The organism is Pseudomonas pisciculturae, from assembly GCF_015461805.1.
GTDB lineage: Bacteria > Pseudomonadota > Gammaproteobacteria > Pseudomonadales > Pseudomonadaceae > Aquipseudomonas > Aquipseudomonas pisciculturae.
The window spans coordinates 25,527-40,813 of record NZ_JACVZE010000006.1; the positions used below are offsets into that span (position 1 = coordinate 25,527).

Genomic DNA, 15,287 nt, shown 5'->3' on the forward strand with positions numbered 1-15,287 from the left:
AAGTTAGGCTGTCGAGTTACTTCGGCATTGCCCAAGACTGCAACTGGTAGCCGCTTTTATCGAGCTCGGCGCGAGCCTGCAACAGCAAGTCTTCCAATTGCGCCGGGTCAGTATAAGTGCTTGAAGACAGTTGTTTGCTGCCGATACGGGTGTTGGTGCGGTCGATGACGCTTAGGCTGAGGGCGCCGTTGCCATCGTGCCAGGCCACGCACTGAAAGGGTTGGAAAGCACGGTCTGCGATCAAAAGAGCTTCGTTGATGCGGAGCGGGGCGTTCATGTGGGGTTCTCTCTCATTGCCCATTCAAGTGAGTGCCGGCGGTTGGGCTGACCGTGCGGCGGGTTACTTGTACTGATGCACGATGACCGGGTACGGGTCACATGTTAGCGCCACATTTTTTAACTTTCCCTGATCAATGTCATGTAAGCGGCTGTTTTGAAAGCTGAATGAACGTTTCACCGACGGGCAACTTTTTGCTGAAAACGCTGGCAAGTGGCTTTTTGCCCACACTTATAGCGAAACGGTACAAGCGCTCCGTCAAGATGTTGCTAGTGTAAGCGCCAGGCGCCACAAACCGTTGTTTCTAAATAACTTTAACAATTTTGGCGCCAAGGAATAGTCATGATTGTTACACCTCCCCAACGTCGCTTGCTCGTGGTCGATCCGTGTGATGACTGCCATGGGCTGCTGCCCGGTTTGCGCACCGTCGGTTGGGAGGTGGACAGCTGCGCCCTTGAGGCCGTCGGCGACCGTTCGTGCGATGTCGGCTTGCTGCGTTTGCAGCCGTATCACTTGGAGCGCCCCGAGGCAGTCAAGGAGCTGATCGGCCGCAGCGGCACCGAGTGGATCGCCGTGCTCAGCCAGGATGTACTGCGCTTGCAGAACGTCGGGGACTTTGTTTGCGAGTGGTTTTTTGACTTCCACACCTTGCCGTTCGACGTGGCCCGCGTTCAAGTAACGCTTGGCCGCGCCTTTGGCATGGCGCGGTTGCGGGGCAAGGGCAACACGCCGGTGGATGAGCCTGAACACGAGTTGCTGGGTGACAGCCGGCCGATTCGTGAGCTGCGTAAATTGCTGTCCAAGCTGGCGCCCACCGAATCTCCGGTGTTGATCCGCGGCGATAGCGGCACGGGTAAAGAGCTGGTGGCCAAGACATTGCATCGTCAGTCTCAGCGTCACGCCAAGCCATTTGTGGCGATCAACTGCGGGGCGATCCCGGAGCACCTGATTCAATCCGAACTGTTCGGCCATGAGAAGGGCGCGTTTACCGGCGCCCATCAGCGCAAGGTCGGGCGGATCGAAGCGGCGAATGGCGGCACGCTATTTCTGGATGAAATCGGCGACCTGCCGATGGAGTTGCAAGCCAACCTGCTGCGCTTTCTGCAAGAAAAACAGATCGAGCGCGTTGGTGGTAGCCAGCCTATCCCTGTGGATGTGCGGGTACTGGCCGCCACCCACGTTGACCTGGAAGCGGCGGTGGCCAAAGGCAAGTTTCGTGAAGATTTATACTACCGGCTCAACGTCCTCCAAGTAGTGACCGCGCCGCTGCGGGACCGCCATGGCGATGTGGCGATGCTGGCCAACCACTTTTCCCGCTTCTACAGCCAGGAAACCGGTCGTCGCCCGCGTAGTTTCAGCGAGGACGCCTTGGTCGCCATGGGTCAACACCCATGGCCGGGCAATGTGCGCGAGCTGGCTAACCGTGTGAGACGCGGTTTGGTACTGGCCGAAGGGCGCCAGATTGAAGCCGTTGATCTGGGACTTATAGGCGAACAGGCAATTTCACCGCCGATGGCTACACTGGAAGACTACAAGCACCGTGCCGAACGTCAGGCGCTGTGCGATGTGCTCAACCGGCACAGCGACAACCTGAGTGTCGCGGCCCGTGTGCTGGGGGTTTCCCGGCCGACGTTCTACCGGTTGCTGCACAAACACCAGATCCGCTAGGGCGGGTAAACCGAAGAGCCCCGCAACGACCCTTATCGTTGCGGGGCTTTTCCTTTTTGCTTGTTGTAGTGAGCGGGGCAAGCCCGCTCACCACAGGGTCAATCAGAAGTAATACGGGAATTTCAGGCTAAAGGTAAAGTCCGGCGCATCATCGGTCATGCCAATGGCCAGGTTTGGCACAATCGTCAGGTTCGGCGTGGCCGCGATGGTCATGCCCACGTTGAAGTAACCTGCGTTCGCATCGCTGGACACCACCGACTGCCAGTCCCCCCCATCAGGCTTGAGCTTGCTTTTGCGCTGCACCAGGTCGGAAACAGAGAACGACATACTCATTTTCTCGTTGAGGGCAAAGGCGACACCTACGCCAATCTGGAAGCTGTCGCCCAGGCTGACCTTGCCGCCGACTTTCTGGTTGGCGTTGGAGCTGATGTCGTCAAACGAATCTTCAAAGTTGTGGGTGTACGACAGCGAGCCGAACAGCACTGCTGGGTCGAAGGTCTTGACCAGGGAAATCCCCGGCGTAACCGACCACACGCCGTTGCCCGTTGGCAGGCTTTCGGGCACGAACAGGCTGTCGTTGTTAGGCGATTCGATCAGCTTGATGCCATACGGTTCTTTACCCGTAGGCGCCTTGACCCGTACCGACACCACGGCATCTGGCAACGTGTCGGTCTCGTCGAGGAACTTGTAGGCAATGCCGAAGTTGACGTCGCCAATGGTTGGGTCGCGGGTGACCGATGCTTCGGACGTTGTCGTGCCACTGTTGCCTGCGCCGCCCGACTGGTAGGTCGACTCGCGGTACACCACCGGTACGTTGATGTCGAATTGCCAACGGTTGTCGAGGTTATAGCGCCCGGTCAGGTCAAGGGTCCAGTTATCCGCCTTGATCCGGTCCAGGTTGATATTGCCAAGGAAGATCGAGTCCAGCGCGAGGAAGCCATTGAGCGTCAGCTGGCGGGCGTCATAGCGCGAATAAGTAATGCCGGTTTCAAAGCTGAACTTGCCATCGCCGAAAAAGCCGCTGGCCTCGTTGTAGAGGTTACTGACGCTTTGTGCCGGCGCCGAGTCGTCCTTGAGACTTTGCCCATAAGAACTGCCGCCCCCGGCACCGCCTGATGCGGCGGCGGCACCCACACCTGGCGCGCCGGCCACGGTGGTGCCTTTGTTGAAGTCTGCGGGGGATTTTGCCAAGCGTTTCGGCGCGGGTGTTGCTGGCTGGTCTTCCACTTGCCGAACCCGTTGTTCAAGTACCGCCAGTGCTTTTTGCTGCACTTCGTAGCGTTGCTTGAGCGCCAACAACTCTTGTTTAAGCGTTTCAATGTCGGCGTCCGGCGCGGCATACAGCAGGGTTGCCGGCAGGAGCGTACTCAAACAAACCACGGCACGTAACGATAGCGATCGATGCATGAAGTAAGCCGTCCCTTTCTAACTGCGTAAGTGTCGTGGCTCAGCGTAGTTCAATAACCGATAGTGCGTAGGCCTTTGAGTTGATCCAGGTTGAGGTTCTGGGTGATGTTGTTCAAACCATTGTTCCCCAGCACCACATTCAACTGCGTCAGGTTGTTGATGAAGTTGCTGTTGCCTTGGATAACCGTGCCTTGCAGTACATTACCGGCGCCGATCTGCTGCACGACATTGCCTTGGTTGTTGTTGGCCAGCAGCGACATTTGCAACCCGCCGTTCTTGGCCGAGACGGTGACTTGGCCGGCGGCGGTACTGCCGGTAATCGGTTGGCCTGCGACCAGTGCCTGCCCGGATTGCGCATAATTGGCGGGTGCCAGACCGTTTTTGGTCACGTTGATGTCCACGGCGTTGTTGGCCGTATTGCCATCACCGGCCGCGCGCACGCTTTGAGTCACGCCTTGGCCCGTGCCGAGGCCGTTGCCGCCGACGACCGTTCCTGTGCCGTCCGGTTGCTTGATGCTGCCGTTGCCGTCGCTACCGGTGATCTGCACGTAAAACTGCGGGGTGACGGTCGACTTGTCGATCTGCATGCTGGCGCTCGCTGTGACGTTCGCCCCGGCTGCGTTGGTCCAGCTGCTGCTCATGACGACCCCGAAACTGATGATCCGCCCGGGCATCACATAGCGCCCGCGCATCTCAGCCATTTCCGAGTCTTTGATTTCGATCGGCTTGAAGGCCGTAGAAGCATAAGCGGGCATTGAGGCTGCCAGGCACATGACCGTCAGCCAACGGTAAGTGTTCATCATCTGCTCCTGGAGCGTCCTGCTCCTTATTGCGCTTCTAGAAGAAGTCGCTCTGGATGAAACCGAAGTCCATCAATTCGCTGTCGCGCACCGGAGTGAACTCGTTCAACTGGTTCTTGGCGGTCAGCGGTGTGGGCGGGGAGAGCAGGGCGTTGGTCTTGTCGTAGCCTTCACCCAATACGGCAAACACAATGCCGTTCCAGCCCTTGATGAAATCGTCCCTTGTATAACGTTTGTGACCCAGTACCGGGTCGCCAATATAGACCCAGTCCTTGTCGGAGCGCTGCAGCACCACGAAGTGCTTGTAGCCGCGAATTTCCAGCAGCACCACAACGGGCACTTTTACCGTGAGCAACACGTCTGGCGTGATCCGGTAGCCTCTGGCACGCATGCCGATGCTTTCCAGATAGCGTTTCATGTCGAGCATCGAGAAGCCTTGGGTGCGTACCAGGTCCTGGTCTGCGTTGATCAGCATGCCCTTGATGACGTGTTCTTCGTCCACATCCATCCAGTAGGCTTGACGCAGGATGGTCGCCAGTGCGGCGGCGCCGCAGCTGAAGTCGGTTTTCTGTTCCACCAGGTTGGCAAATTTGCGCTCGCGGATGCTCTCGACATTTTTGTAGATCAACCCACCACCGGGCATGACAACCGCCATTTGCCCCGCCCAGGTCGGGCCGGTGAGTGCTAACATAAGAAGAGAGGCAACGAGGCGCATGATCGTATGACCTGTTGGACACTGGAATGAAAAAAGGGCCTTGTTGCCAAGGCCCTATCAGGATCAGAAGCGAGTGATTGCTACGTTGTTCTGACCTTGGTTGTTGCTGCCTGCTGCGTTGTTGGAGCCAACAATGCCCGAGGAGTTGTTGAACGAGTTGTTGATGCTGGCGTTGTTGACGACTGGGGTGGTTTTCCAGCCATGACCAGTGGTGGCGCTGAGGTTGAGCGTCAGGTTGCCGGTCACTTCTTGCGCGGCGTTGATAGTGGCAGCACCACCATCGCCATGTTTGCCAGAGTTGATAGCGACGCTGTTGCTGCCTTGGTTAGAGGTGCCAGCAGCGTTGTTCGACTGAGCGATACCCTTGGAGTCGTTGAAGCTGTGGTTCACCGACGCGTTGTTTTTGGTGCCGCTGTTGACCACCAGGTTGCCGTAGTTGGCTTGGCCCGAGTTCACGGTGGCAAACACAAAGTCGGCATCGCCAGAGGTGATGGCTACGTCGTTTTTACCTTGGTTGTTGTCACCGGCTGCGTTGTTGCTTCCCGCGATACCGCTGGCGTTGTTGAAGCTGCTGTTGATCGAGGCGTTATTCTGGGTTTTGTCATTAAGCACCACGTTGCCGTGGTTGGATTGGGCATCGTTTACGGTAGCGGCCGACGAGGTTTTTTTGTAGTCGCCCGCTTGAGCAGCAACAGCCATGAGCGCAGCAAGAGCGAAAGCCAGTGGTTTAAGAGCCATAGTAGTTTTCATGGTGTTTCTCCGTGCTTCTATTATTAATGGGTTAAGTGTTGGTACGGTCTAGCTATGGGCTCAGCCTTATCAGTTGAGCCGTAAGTTCAGGGTGTTAGCCACTCGGTTCCCCACCCCGGCGCTCTGATTGACCTGTACCACTCCACGGCTGCCGGTGAAGGCCTGGTCGCTGGTAACGACCTGGCGGCTGCCAGTGGTAGGGGTCAATCCTGAGTCTGTTGCAAGCGCAACGTTCTGTTGCGACATGACACTGTCGTCGATGCTCTGCGGGCCAGCGTTCACGCTGATTCGCACAGCATTAATCATTTGGTTTTGTGCCCCGGCCGACTGATTGATGCTCAGTACACCGTTGCCATTGCTGAAAGAGTTGCCCTGGATCGTCGTTTTGGCGTTCAGGGAGCGGTCGGCGGAAGCGCCGCTGATTTTTTGCGTGACGTTGATGGTGGCCTGGCCGTTGCGGCCCGAGACGATGGCAGCGTTGTTGCTCAGTTGCTGCTGGTCGCCGGAGGCTTGGTTGATCTGCACGACGCCGTTGTATTGCTTGCCCGAGTTATCAAGGGTCGAGTTGTTGTCACTGTCGGCCATCGCCGCCGTGCAACCCAACACTGCAAGAAGCATCCAGGAACGGTTCATCTCAACGCCCCCCTACCATGCTGCCGATACTTTTAAGCGGTTCGAGGCCGCTGGAGACGGCGCCGCTGATGGTGCCGGAGAGACTTGAACTGCCGTTGTGGCTGGCTGCGCCGCCAGTACCCAGGCCGATGCCGCCACCGTTGTTATCCAAACCAATGAAGTTGCCGCTCGGCAGAACGCTGCGGGTAATGCTTACGCCACTGCTGATCCCGGCGATGTCGTTGTCGCTGAGTTCAGTGTTCAGGGCGTGGTAGATCTGCGCGGATGGATTAGCGTTGACGGTCGTGGGGCTAGGGTCGGAGCCGGCAGTGCGGCCGTACATATGACCGCGCACTGCGCGGTCCAGAACAATCACACCATCACCTGCCGCAAGCACTGGAAGGCTCACGCTGGTACTCAGTACGCAGCTGATCAGGAGGAGGCTCAATGAACCTTGAGTGTGAGTGACCACGGCAATATTCCTTATCTGTAACGCTGACCCTAAACAGCGTTGATAGGGATAGAGCAGAAGCCGTGCCGCTTTTTAATTTGCTTATGTATTCAATGAGTTGTGATTAATACAAGGCAAAGTGATGGCCGCGCTGTATCAACCGTGAGACAACGCCCGCCGAAACCCTCCATGCCCAGCCACCGCGCAAACGGTTCACCTGTCTGTATCAGCGCTGTAACACCGCACATGACAAAACCGTGAATCCGCTGGTTACGGGCGGTGCAGGCCGACAGGTTGTAAAAAAAATGGACACCATAGGCGTGAAAAAGCCCGCATTGGCGGGCTGGGTTCAGCCTTTGGGGGCTTTACGCGGGATCGAGTTGAGTACGGGGTTGCCGTCCTGGTTGCGGGTCAGGTAGACCGGCAACACCCTGGGCAGAGAGGGGACGAGGTTGGAGACCTCGTTGATGTTGTAGATGCCGCCAATACGAATAGCGCCGGTGTTGGCATCGGCCAGCATTACCGGTTTGCTCAGGTAGCGATTGATCAGCGGTAACGCATCGCTTAGGGCCAGGTTATCGAGCACCAACTTGCCCTGGCGCCAGGCCAGTGCGGTGTCGTTCGGGGTGATTGTCTGCACCCGTGGTGTAGCGTCGCCCTGCTGATAGCTGGCTTGCATGCCAGGGGTAAGCGGCACACTGCCGTGAACCTTGTCGCTGGAGATCTGTACCGAGCCTTCGAGTAACGTCACCCGCACCTGGTCCTGGTATTTCCACACGTTGAACTGGGTGCCGGTGACGCGCACCTGACCTTCCCCTGCCCGTACGATAAACGGGTGATTGCTGTCATGCGTGACCTTGAAGAACGCCTCGCCCTTTTTCAGCGTGACGCGGCGTTGATCCTTGTAGTTGCTGTAGACAAGCTCAGTGCCCAGGTTGAGTTCCACTTGGCTGCCGTCACCCAGGGTGACCTGGCGCAGACCATTGGTGGCTTCGAAGCGTTCATAGGCGCTGGGCAACCAGCCTGCTTCCCAGCCGGTAAAGGCGGCGAGGGGTAGGGCGACAAGGCAAATCGCTGCTGCCACCGCGTAGGTGCGCGCTCGACTGCGCGGTTTGAACGGCACCACCACCGCCACCGCCACCGTGTCGTTGCGTGGCAGATGGTCGGCGACGTCCCAGATTTCCAGCATCGCTGCGTATTCGAAGGCGTGCAGCGGGTGCGAGTCGTGCCATTGTTCAAATGCCTGACGTTCACTCGACGTGCAATCACCCGCATGCAGGCGCATGCACCAATGCGCGGCAGCGTCGGTGATAGCGTCGTACTCGGCTTCTGAAAGGGACTTTTCGGTCATTGACTCATCCTGATTTCCCACATTCTAACCTCCGCAGGCGGGCGGCGAGAACAGCCGTCATGGCGATTGCACATCAATTGGAACTTATTCTCGTTTGGGGGCGCCTAAAAATTCAGGACATTCCCTCAATGGAGAACGAAAATGCTGAAGAAAACCTTAGTCGCGTTGTGTGCCACCACTGCATTGCTCAGCGCAGGTGCGGCGATGGCCGATAAGCCGGGTGCGGGCTGGATCCCGATTGAGAAAGCCATTGAAGTGGCGAAGACCAAGGCTGGGTATATCGAGGTCTACGCGGCCGAAGCCGACGACAATGGCTATTGGGAGGTCAAAGGGCGCAAATCCGATGGCGTTGTATATGAAGCGCGTATCGACGGCACCTCCGGCAACATCGTGCGAGATCAGAAAGACTGACGTTCACCCGCCGGGCGCCGTGACCCTGACGGCGTCACGGCATGCCCTGTTCAGGGTCGAGCATGCGCCCCATTTCACAGATAAGTCGGGCTATGGAATCGGCGTTGCGCAGGATTGTGTCGATGCGCTTGTCAGGCGAGGCGACATCCAGAAACGCATCACGCGCAGTATCGACGCTTGGACTGCCCGTGGTTTCCCTGACGGATTTGAAAGTTCGGTCCTCCGAGCTGTCAGAGTCCATGCTCTCCCACATACCGAGTAATTCGTTCCAGCGCGAGAACAATCGATGACGCGGCGTGCCCAGTGACAGCGCGTTGCGCTGCATATTCTCAAGCCAGCTCTGGGCAGCCTTGCCTGCCACCGTCAAGGTTTCGATCAGGTCTACGAATGGGCGCCGCGATTCTGTGCTGGCGATATCTTCGGCGCCTGCATTGATGTGGGCGAACTCGTGAATAATGGTGGCCGCTCGTGCATGGCAGTCAATGTCGAAGGGTTCGGTCAATAGGTGTGCATATTCCTGTTGCAGTTGTTGATCAAAGAAATGCTCGGTAAAAAACAGTTGTTTTCTTTTATCTTTGTCGACGACGAACGCAATCACTTCTTGTGCGGGATCACGGCTCGTGCCAACCACGAAACGCGAGGAGTTCCACTCGTCAAGTTCTGGGTCAACCAGGGCTTTGCATAGCGGTACGATGGTGTCTCGCACTTTTTGCAGGACGCCGTCGTCAACAATGTCGATGTCAAACAACTGCTTCAGAAAACTTTCCAGGCGTGTGCCGGGCGCCAGGTGTTTGAGTTGCACCAGGTTATGCATCGCGTGTACTGCGTAAAATCGGGAGAGGTCCAGCGCATCTATAATCTGCCGGGCTTTTGTTGGGTCAAGTTGACGAATCTCATCCATTCCGGTGGCTTCGATGTTCAGGAACATGCCTGCGTTGTAACGGGTCACGTAATAGTTGCCCATCTTCGAAAGTGCTTTGCCGTATTGCAGCGATTGACTGTGCGGTGCCAGCACCAGTTGTTGCTGGTGATTGCTGGATACCAGGGGGCCGTCACCGCTACTGGCCGTGCCGGCAATGCGCATTTTTTTGGCGGTCTTGATCGGGTAGACCTTGCCCTCAACCGCGCCATAGAGCGTCTTGCCGTCGGCACTGGCATACAGGCCGGTCGCGGGTTGCTTTTGCAAGTCTTGCAACGCCACCTGGCTGGTTTCAAAGGGTTGCAGGCGAGTGCGCCTGGGGTCGGTGACATCGAGGTCTTTAAACGTCGGCGCAACGATTTTGTCGGTGGTGGCCAATTCTTTTTCATCCACCTCCCTATACGCTTGAGTAGGAGGGGGGGGCGCTGGCGTGCGAATCAGCTTCTCCAGCGTCGCCATCCGCGCCACCCCGAGAATGAACGAGCGCAAGGCATCTGCCCAATGATGTTGTTGCAGCGCCTCGGCAGATTCTTTGAATAGGGTATAGCTCTGCCAGATCACCAGGGGTATCTGTAGTTTTCCCGGCAAGAATTGTGCGGCGCGTTGCACGCCGCTGCTCAAGAGGCTCTTGATGGTCTCCCAGGCGCCTTGACCATCGGGGTCCTGTTGCGCTTTGAGCATTCGCCCGATGACTTCCCGATTTTCCTGATAAAGCTGCTTGAACGCGTGGCCTTTGATCGGCTGATTGGCCAAGGTAATCTCTGATACGGCCCCCACAGTGCTGGCCAGCAAGTTCTTATACGTCGTCCTGTCAGCTTCTTCCTTCAGATGGGCTGTGACCCAGTCTTGCAGCCTGCCGGGTATGTTTAGCTGGACGAGAAACTGTGCCTGGTTTTCGAACTCGATGAAGCTCTGGCCCGGATAGTAAGGTGCGTAGAGAATCAACGGCCCGGTGGCACCTGCGCTGATTACATAAAGCCCCAGGGCCTTGACGATTTTTGCGCCAGAAGTCGCGACCATCTCAAGCGGGTGGATGCTCGCCGTGGCACCTGCAATTGTGGCTCGTGCGACGGCGTCCGGCATGTCCATCACCTGACGAATCAGGCTGTAGCCCGTCTGCGATAGACGCTCTTGCAGTTTTAGCGCATGGGCGTGTTGCAACAGTTGCCAGGGCAATTGCCGGATAAACCGCAACTCCCGTTCGCTCGCTCCAGGCTGGCCGGGGGCGAGCTTGTCGTTCAGGTAGGCCTGGCTGTCCTGGGCAATGGTCAATTTGAGCAGCAGTTGCCGGATCGTCGACTCGGTCAATTGCGCTTCGCCCGACTCCACGGCAAATGAGCTCGCCTGCTCGTTGATGTGAGCCAGGGCGTAATCGGTGAGGTTCTGGCGTTCACCGCCCAAGGCCAACCGTGGCGTGATAAAGACGTCTTCGGGGTAAACGGCGTAGTCCACCAGCATATCGGTGAGCTTGTCGTGAACCTGCTGGCGCAGGGAGAAAATCTCATAAAGGTAATCTTTTTCATCCAGGGTGTTGCGCCGATATTGCTCCAGTAGTTCAGCCTGGTGGCGCTGCTCGTCAGGGCTCGCCATACCCAGCCAGGCGGGGAGCGAGCGTTGCGCAACAAAGTGCTGGGCGACCTGGGCAGCGCCTTCAAGAACGGAGGCCGGCAGTACCGCCAAACGGCTTAGCAGTGCTTTGCCGGTAGGCAGCTGTGCCAGCCAATGGGCCCTTTGTGCGATGTAGTGGTCGATCCACGATTGCTGACGGTTTTTGTTGATCGGTTCGGTGATCAGCCAGAACGGACCCAAGGTGTAGTGGGCGTGGGGCCTGCGTTGCATCGGATCAAGGTTTTCCAGGAGTGCCAGGCGCGCAGCAGGGTCTTTGAGGCGATCCTCGAGTGCCTGTTTGGCCACGGATGCAGAGGCGAAGCTTTCCAGGCTCCAGGCTGGGGTCCATAGAATCGCGCGGCCCGAGTGCTGGTGGTCAAGGCCGCCGCGCTCGGTAATCATCAGGCAATTGGCCAGCTTGTGGCGCAGGGGTGCGTTATCGCGCAGGACGGTAACGCGATAGACGTCCGGAATAAAGCCATCGAGGTCTTCGCGTCGATGCCGGTCGGGGTTGTGGGGGTCAAACACCGCTTGAACGATCGCTTCATCCCTGGCATCCAGTGTCTTGTTAAGACGTTGTATCGAGGCCAGGTTGCGTAGCGCGTTGGACATCATGTGCCCCATCTGTGGCAACAGGTTTTCAAGGCGTTTACGGGGGATGTCGTGGGGCGTGTTCTCTTTGTAGTGAGCCAACACCTGATTGACGATTCGATTGAGCGTTCTCACGTCCACATGCGTCAGTTGTTGCCCATAAGCGGTGTGGTCGGGCTTGTAAACGCCGTAGTGGTTGGACTCGGGAACCGGGTTGGCACCTTCGGCCAGGCGTTCGGCGAAGTGCTCCATCAGGCTTTTGCTTTCCAGTGGCAATGTCAGGGGGTAGGGGGCGGCATCTTCGGTGTAGCGGTTGATGTACACCCGTGCAAGGTCGAGTGCTTGTCGTTCGCGGGCGGCCAGGGCTTCGGCCAACGGGGCCATGATGGATGGCAGGGGGTTGATCAGGTCGTCCAAAGCCTGTGGGATGCCGATCAGTTGCTTATACACCTGCTCAGCGCGTTTAGCGGTGACCGAAATGGGGCGAAAGGGGTCGGCCAGTACTGAGTGGGTGGTCCAGCGGTGCGCGGTGTCCAGGGTCAAGAGCTTGTCATCAACCATGAAGCGTATGTCCAGGGCGTGGTCCAGCAGCGCAGAGAGGTTGATTTCGCCGCGTTCGCGTCGGAATTGGCCAAGCACGTAGATCAGGTTGTGCTTCTGTTTGTCGATGATGCCTTCCATCAGGTGTTCAAACACGTTGCCGACGATAAGGTGGCCGGTCACCGAGGGTTGGGTAAAACCGATGAACAGCAGGCGCTCCTCCAGCGACAGGAAGTTGTAGGCATCATCCTCATAGGCTGGGGCCTTGACCATTGCCTTTAAGGTCTTGATCAGGTCGTCGTAGTCAGCCAGTTCCTGCAAACCCTTGGGCGGTGAGTAAAACCAGGTATGTGCGTTGCCAATCATCACCGAACTGGTCAGCTCGACGAAATGCGGCGCGTGCTCCCAGTACCGCACTGTCTCGATGCGCAACCCGTGACTGTACTGGCTGAGCGGCGCCCCGTCAGGCAGGTAGAGCGCGGCCAGTTGATTGGCTTGTTCGGGGGTGATGACCTCAGTCTGACGTTTGAGTAACAGATCGATTCGGGCTTTGTGTGCCATCGTTTGAGCCAGAAACCTGCGACGCGAGGTGCCGTTTGCCGACTCGGTATTCCAGAAGGTCTCCAGGGTATTTTGTAGGAACGATGACAACTGTTCTGATGCCTGCTTAAGGCCGTTTTCCCAGCGGGTTGCGTCCTTGGACAGCATGGCGAATTGGGGGTGAAAAAACTCGCGGGTTTGCCCCACCGGCCAAGCTTGCTGGCGGTACAACATCAATAGCGTCTCGCTGATCGACAGCGAATTGGCCCATTGCTGCGGTTCGCCTTCGTTGGGGGGCAGTTTGAAGAAGTTAACCCGTGCAAGGTTGGGATCAAGGCCGCGTAATAGCGGGTGAAAGACCGATTTGAGCAACGCCTGGAGCATGGTGTCGAGGCCGGGCAGTTTCACCAACTCGGCGAGCGCCGCTTGCAGGTTGAGCGTGTGCTGGCGATTCAGGGTTTTTTCCTGTTCGTCGAAAACATCGCCCTCAATATCTTCAGGTGTCAGCACCAAGGGCTGCTCCAGTTTCAAGCGCGATCGCGTATCCATGGCAATGAACGCCAAGAGGTCGTCAGCCGTGCTCGGGCTTTTGAGGCGCTCGGTCAGCTCACTGAGTAACAGCGCACGACTTTCGAATTTTTCCAGGCCGCCATAGGGCGTATAGAGAAAGGCTGAGGTGTAGGTGCCGGTAGAACTCATGATGAAACTGCCAGCCAACTCCACGGCCGTTGGGCTGTTTTTGTTCAGCCAAAGGGTCTGGGCGATCATGGGGGGCATCTGTTTGCGTCGCGCCTCATTGCTGCTTAAAAGCAGGCTGTGCAGAAAGCCTCGGTCGTTGGCAGTGATTGCGAAGTGGCGCTCGCGCTCGCGTTCTTTCCAGGCTGAACGCAGGGCTTCAGGGAGAAAGTAAGGCGGTTGTATTTGGCTCATTGGGTGGTCCCTCAAAGACGTGGGGAGGTGCGATTTACCTGCACGGGAAGTCTTGAGGCTAGAGCGCTCGTATCTGGGCTCGGTATTAGATATGTCTGATGCGTCGGGCTGCGCGTCGTGGTCGACAGCCACGTGAGAAACCCTGTTTAATCGTGACTGCCGATTGATCGTCCGCAGTGCCCATTCCAATAATTAAGAGGGAGCTACCGATGTCTGCATCGTCTTTGGACCACGATTCTTCAACCACGCACCTGAGCTATGAAAAATTGACGATGCTGTTGCAGCGGATCTTTATCCGGCACGGTACGTCTGAGTCAGTGGCCCAGGTGTTGGCCGAAAACTGCGCCAGTGCCGAACGCGACGGTGCCCATAGCCACGGGGTGTTCCGTATGCCCGGTTATGTGTCGACGTTGAACAGTGGTTGGGTCAATGGCAAGGCAGTGCCGATCGTTGACGACGTTGCCAGCGGCTTTGTGCGGGTCGATGCTGCGAATGGGTTTGCCCAGCCGGCGCTGGCAGCTGCACGAGCACTGCTGGTGAGCAAGGCCCGCAGCGCCGGGATTGCGCTGCTGGCTATCCACAACTCCCATCACTTTGCCGCGCTGTGGCCGGATGTCGAGCCCTTTGCCGACGAAGGCCTGGTGGCGTTGAGCGTGGTCAATAGCATGACCTGCGTGGTGCCCCACGGCGCCGACCGCCCACTGTTTGGCACCAACCCGATTGCATTTGCCGCGCCTCGGGCAGACGGTGCCCCCATTGTGTTTGACCTGGCCACCAGCGCCATCGCCCATGGCGACGTGCAGATTGCCGCGCGCAAAGGCGAACGCCTGCCGCCGGGGATGGGGGTCGACAGCCTGGGCCAGCCGACCCAAGACCCCAAGGCTGTATTGGAAGGCGGAGCACTGCTGCCGTTCGGGGGGCACAAGGGCTCGGCGCTGTCGATGATGGTCGAGTTGCTGGCGGCCGCCTTAACGGGCGGCAACTTCTCGTTTGAGTTCAATTGGTCGGATCACCCCGGCGCACGCACGCCATGGACAGGGCAATTAGTGATTCTGATCGACCCCAGTAAAACCGCCGGGCAAAACTTTGCCGAGCGCAGCCAGGAGCTGGTGCGGCAGATGCATGCGGCAGGGTTGCGGCGCTTGCCGGGAGATAGACGTCATCGCACGCGGGCGAAGTCGCAAGAGGCGGGTATTGAGATTGACGCGAAAGACCTGAGGCTGCTGCGCGAGCTGGCTGAAGGTTGAGCGGGGCTGCGCGTATTGCGCAGCCCCGGCGGCTTAGTTGCGACGGCCGAGCAACAGGCCTACCACCAGGCCAAAACCGGCAGAAATCGCCACGGTCTGCCACGGGTGGCCACCAATGTAGGTTTCGGTAGCGTCCACCACCGGCTTGCTGCGCTCACGCACGTTGGACACCGAGTCGAGCGCTTGCTTGAGCTTGATGGCAACCTGTTCGCGCAGGGTTTCGCCTTCTTCGCCTACCAGGGCGGCGCTGCTTTTGAGCAATTTGTCCGACTCTTCGATCAGCGCCGTCAGCTCACTGAAGGCTTGATCCTTGATTTGATCTTCGACGGCTTGGGCGGCAGTTTTGCGGGCCATTGTGTGACTCCTTGCAGGTGAATGTGACAGTGAACAATGGAGTGTCGGGCGCTGGCAAAAGTTGCAGTTTTTTTGCCGGCAAGCGGTTTTGCGCAAAAACCGAATCAGGAAATTTC

13 protein-coding genes are annotated in these 15,287 nt (G+C 57.9%); 3 read left to right on the forward strand and 10 right to left on the reverse strand.

Features of this window, described 5'->3' with window-relative positions; genetic code table 11:
- Window positions 1-16: 16 nt before the first annotated feature.
- Window positions 17-277, reverse strand: a complete 261-nt coding sequence (locus tag ICY20_RS17225; protein WP_159959056.1) for a hypothetical protein — start codon at window positions 275-277, stop codon at window positions 17-19.
- Between the two features lie 342 nt (window positions 278-619).
- On the opposite strand from ICY20_RS17225, the gene ICY20_RS17230 reads away from it, so the two are divergent.
- Entirely contained in the window at window positions 620-1,945 is a 1,326-nt protein-coding gene (locus ICY20_RS17230; protein WP_194938097.1) for a sigma-54 dependent transcriptional regulator, read from the forward strand.
- A gap of 102 nt (window positions 1,946-2,047) precedes the next feature.
- On the opposite strand, the gene ICY20_RS17235 is transcribed toward ICY20_RS17230, so the two are convergent.
- From ICY20_RS17235 to ICY20_RS17265, 7 genes are all read right to left on the reverse strand, one after another.
- The gene (locus ICY20_RS17235; protein WP_159959060.1) at window positions 2,048-3,352 is read right to left on the reverse strand and encodes a hypothetical protein; all 1,305 of its coding nucleotides are present in this window, start codon (window positions 3,350-3,352) and stop codon (window positions 2,048-2,050) included.
- Between the two features lie 50 nt (window positions 3,353-3,402).
- Window positions 3,403-4,152, reverse strand: coding sequence for a hypothetical protein (locus tag ICY20_RS17240; RefSeq protein WP_159959062.1), 750 nt, complete (start codon window positions 4,150-4,152; stop codon window positions 3,403-3,405).
- Between the two features lie 37 nt (window positions 4,153-4,189).
- Window positions 4,190-4,867, reverse strand: coding sequence for a C39 family peptidase (locus tag ICY20_RS17245; protein ID WP_194938098.1), 678 nt, complete (start codon window positions 4,865-4,867; stop codon window positions 4,190-4,192).
- Between the two features lie 63 nt (window positions 4,868-4,930).
- A complete protein-coding gene (locus tag ICY20_RS17250) occupies window positions 4,931-5,617 on the reverse strand; it encodes a heme utilization protein (RefSeq protein ID WP_159959066.1) in 687 nt (228 codons plus the stop codon).
- A gap of 69 nt (window positions 5,618-5,686) precedes the next feature.
- On the reverse strand, window positions 5,687-6,250 hold the full coding sequence (locus ICY20_RS17255) for an adhesin (RefSeq protein WP_194938099.1): 564 nt from the start codon (window positions 6,248-6,250) through the stop codon (window positions 5,687-5,689).
- Window position 6,251: 1 nt separating this feature from the next.
- Complete coding sequence (locus ICY20_RS17260; protein WP_194938100.1) at window positions 6,252-6,701, reverse strand: hypothetical protein; 450 nt, start codon at window positions 6,699-6,701, stop codon at window positions 6,252-6,254.
- Between the two features lie 328 nt (window positions 6,702-7,029).
- Window positions 7,030-8,031, reverse strand: coding sequence for a FecR family protein (locus ICY20_RS17265; protein ID WP_194938101.1), 1,002 nt, complete (start codon window positions 8,029-8,031; stop codon window positions 7,030-7,032).
- Window positions 8,032-8,172: 141 nt separating this feature from the next.
- Between ICY20_RS17265 and ICY20_RS17270 the strand changes: the two genes are divergently transcribed.
- Window positions 8,173-8,442: a PepSY domain-containing protein gene (locus ICY20_RS17270; protein ID WP_194938102.1), complete on the forward strand. Its 270-nt coding sequence runs from the start codon at window positions 8,173-8,175 to the stop codon at window positions 8,440-8,442.
- 34 nt (window positions 8,443-8,476) lie between these two features.
- Here the strand turns inward: ICY20_RS17270 and ICY20_RS17275 are convergent, their stop codons facing one another.
- Entirely contained in the window at window positions 8,477-13,570 is a 5,094-nt protein-coding gene (locus ICY20_RS17275) for a dermonecrotic toxin domain-containing protein (RefSeq protein ID WP_194938103.1), read from the reverse strand.
- A gap of 209 nt (window positions 13,571-13,779) precedes the next feature.
- Between ICY20_RS17275 and ICY20_RS17280 the strand changes: the two genes are divergently transcribed.
- Complete coding sequence (locus tag ICY20_RS17280) at window positions 13,780-14,817, forward strand: Ldh family oxidoreductase (protein ID WP_194938104.1); 1,038 nt, start codon at window positions 13,780-13,782, stop codon at window positions 14,815-14,817.
- Between the two features lie 33 nt (window positions 14,818-14,850).
- On the opposite strand, the gene ICY20_RS17285 is transcribed toward ICY20_RS17280, so the two are convergent.
- Window positions 14,851-15,171 (reverse strand): DUF883 family protein, encoded by a 321-nt coding sequence (locus ICY20_RS17285; RefSeq protein WP_032887039.1) that lies wholly within the window; start codon window positions 15,169-15,171, stop codon window positions 14,851-14,853.
- Between the last annotated feature and the right edge of the window lie 116 nt (window positions 15,172-15,287).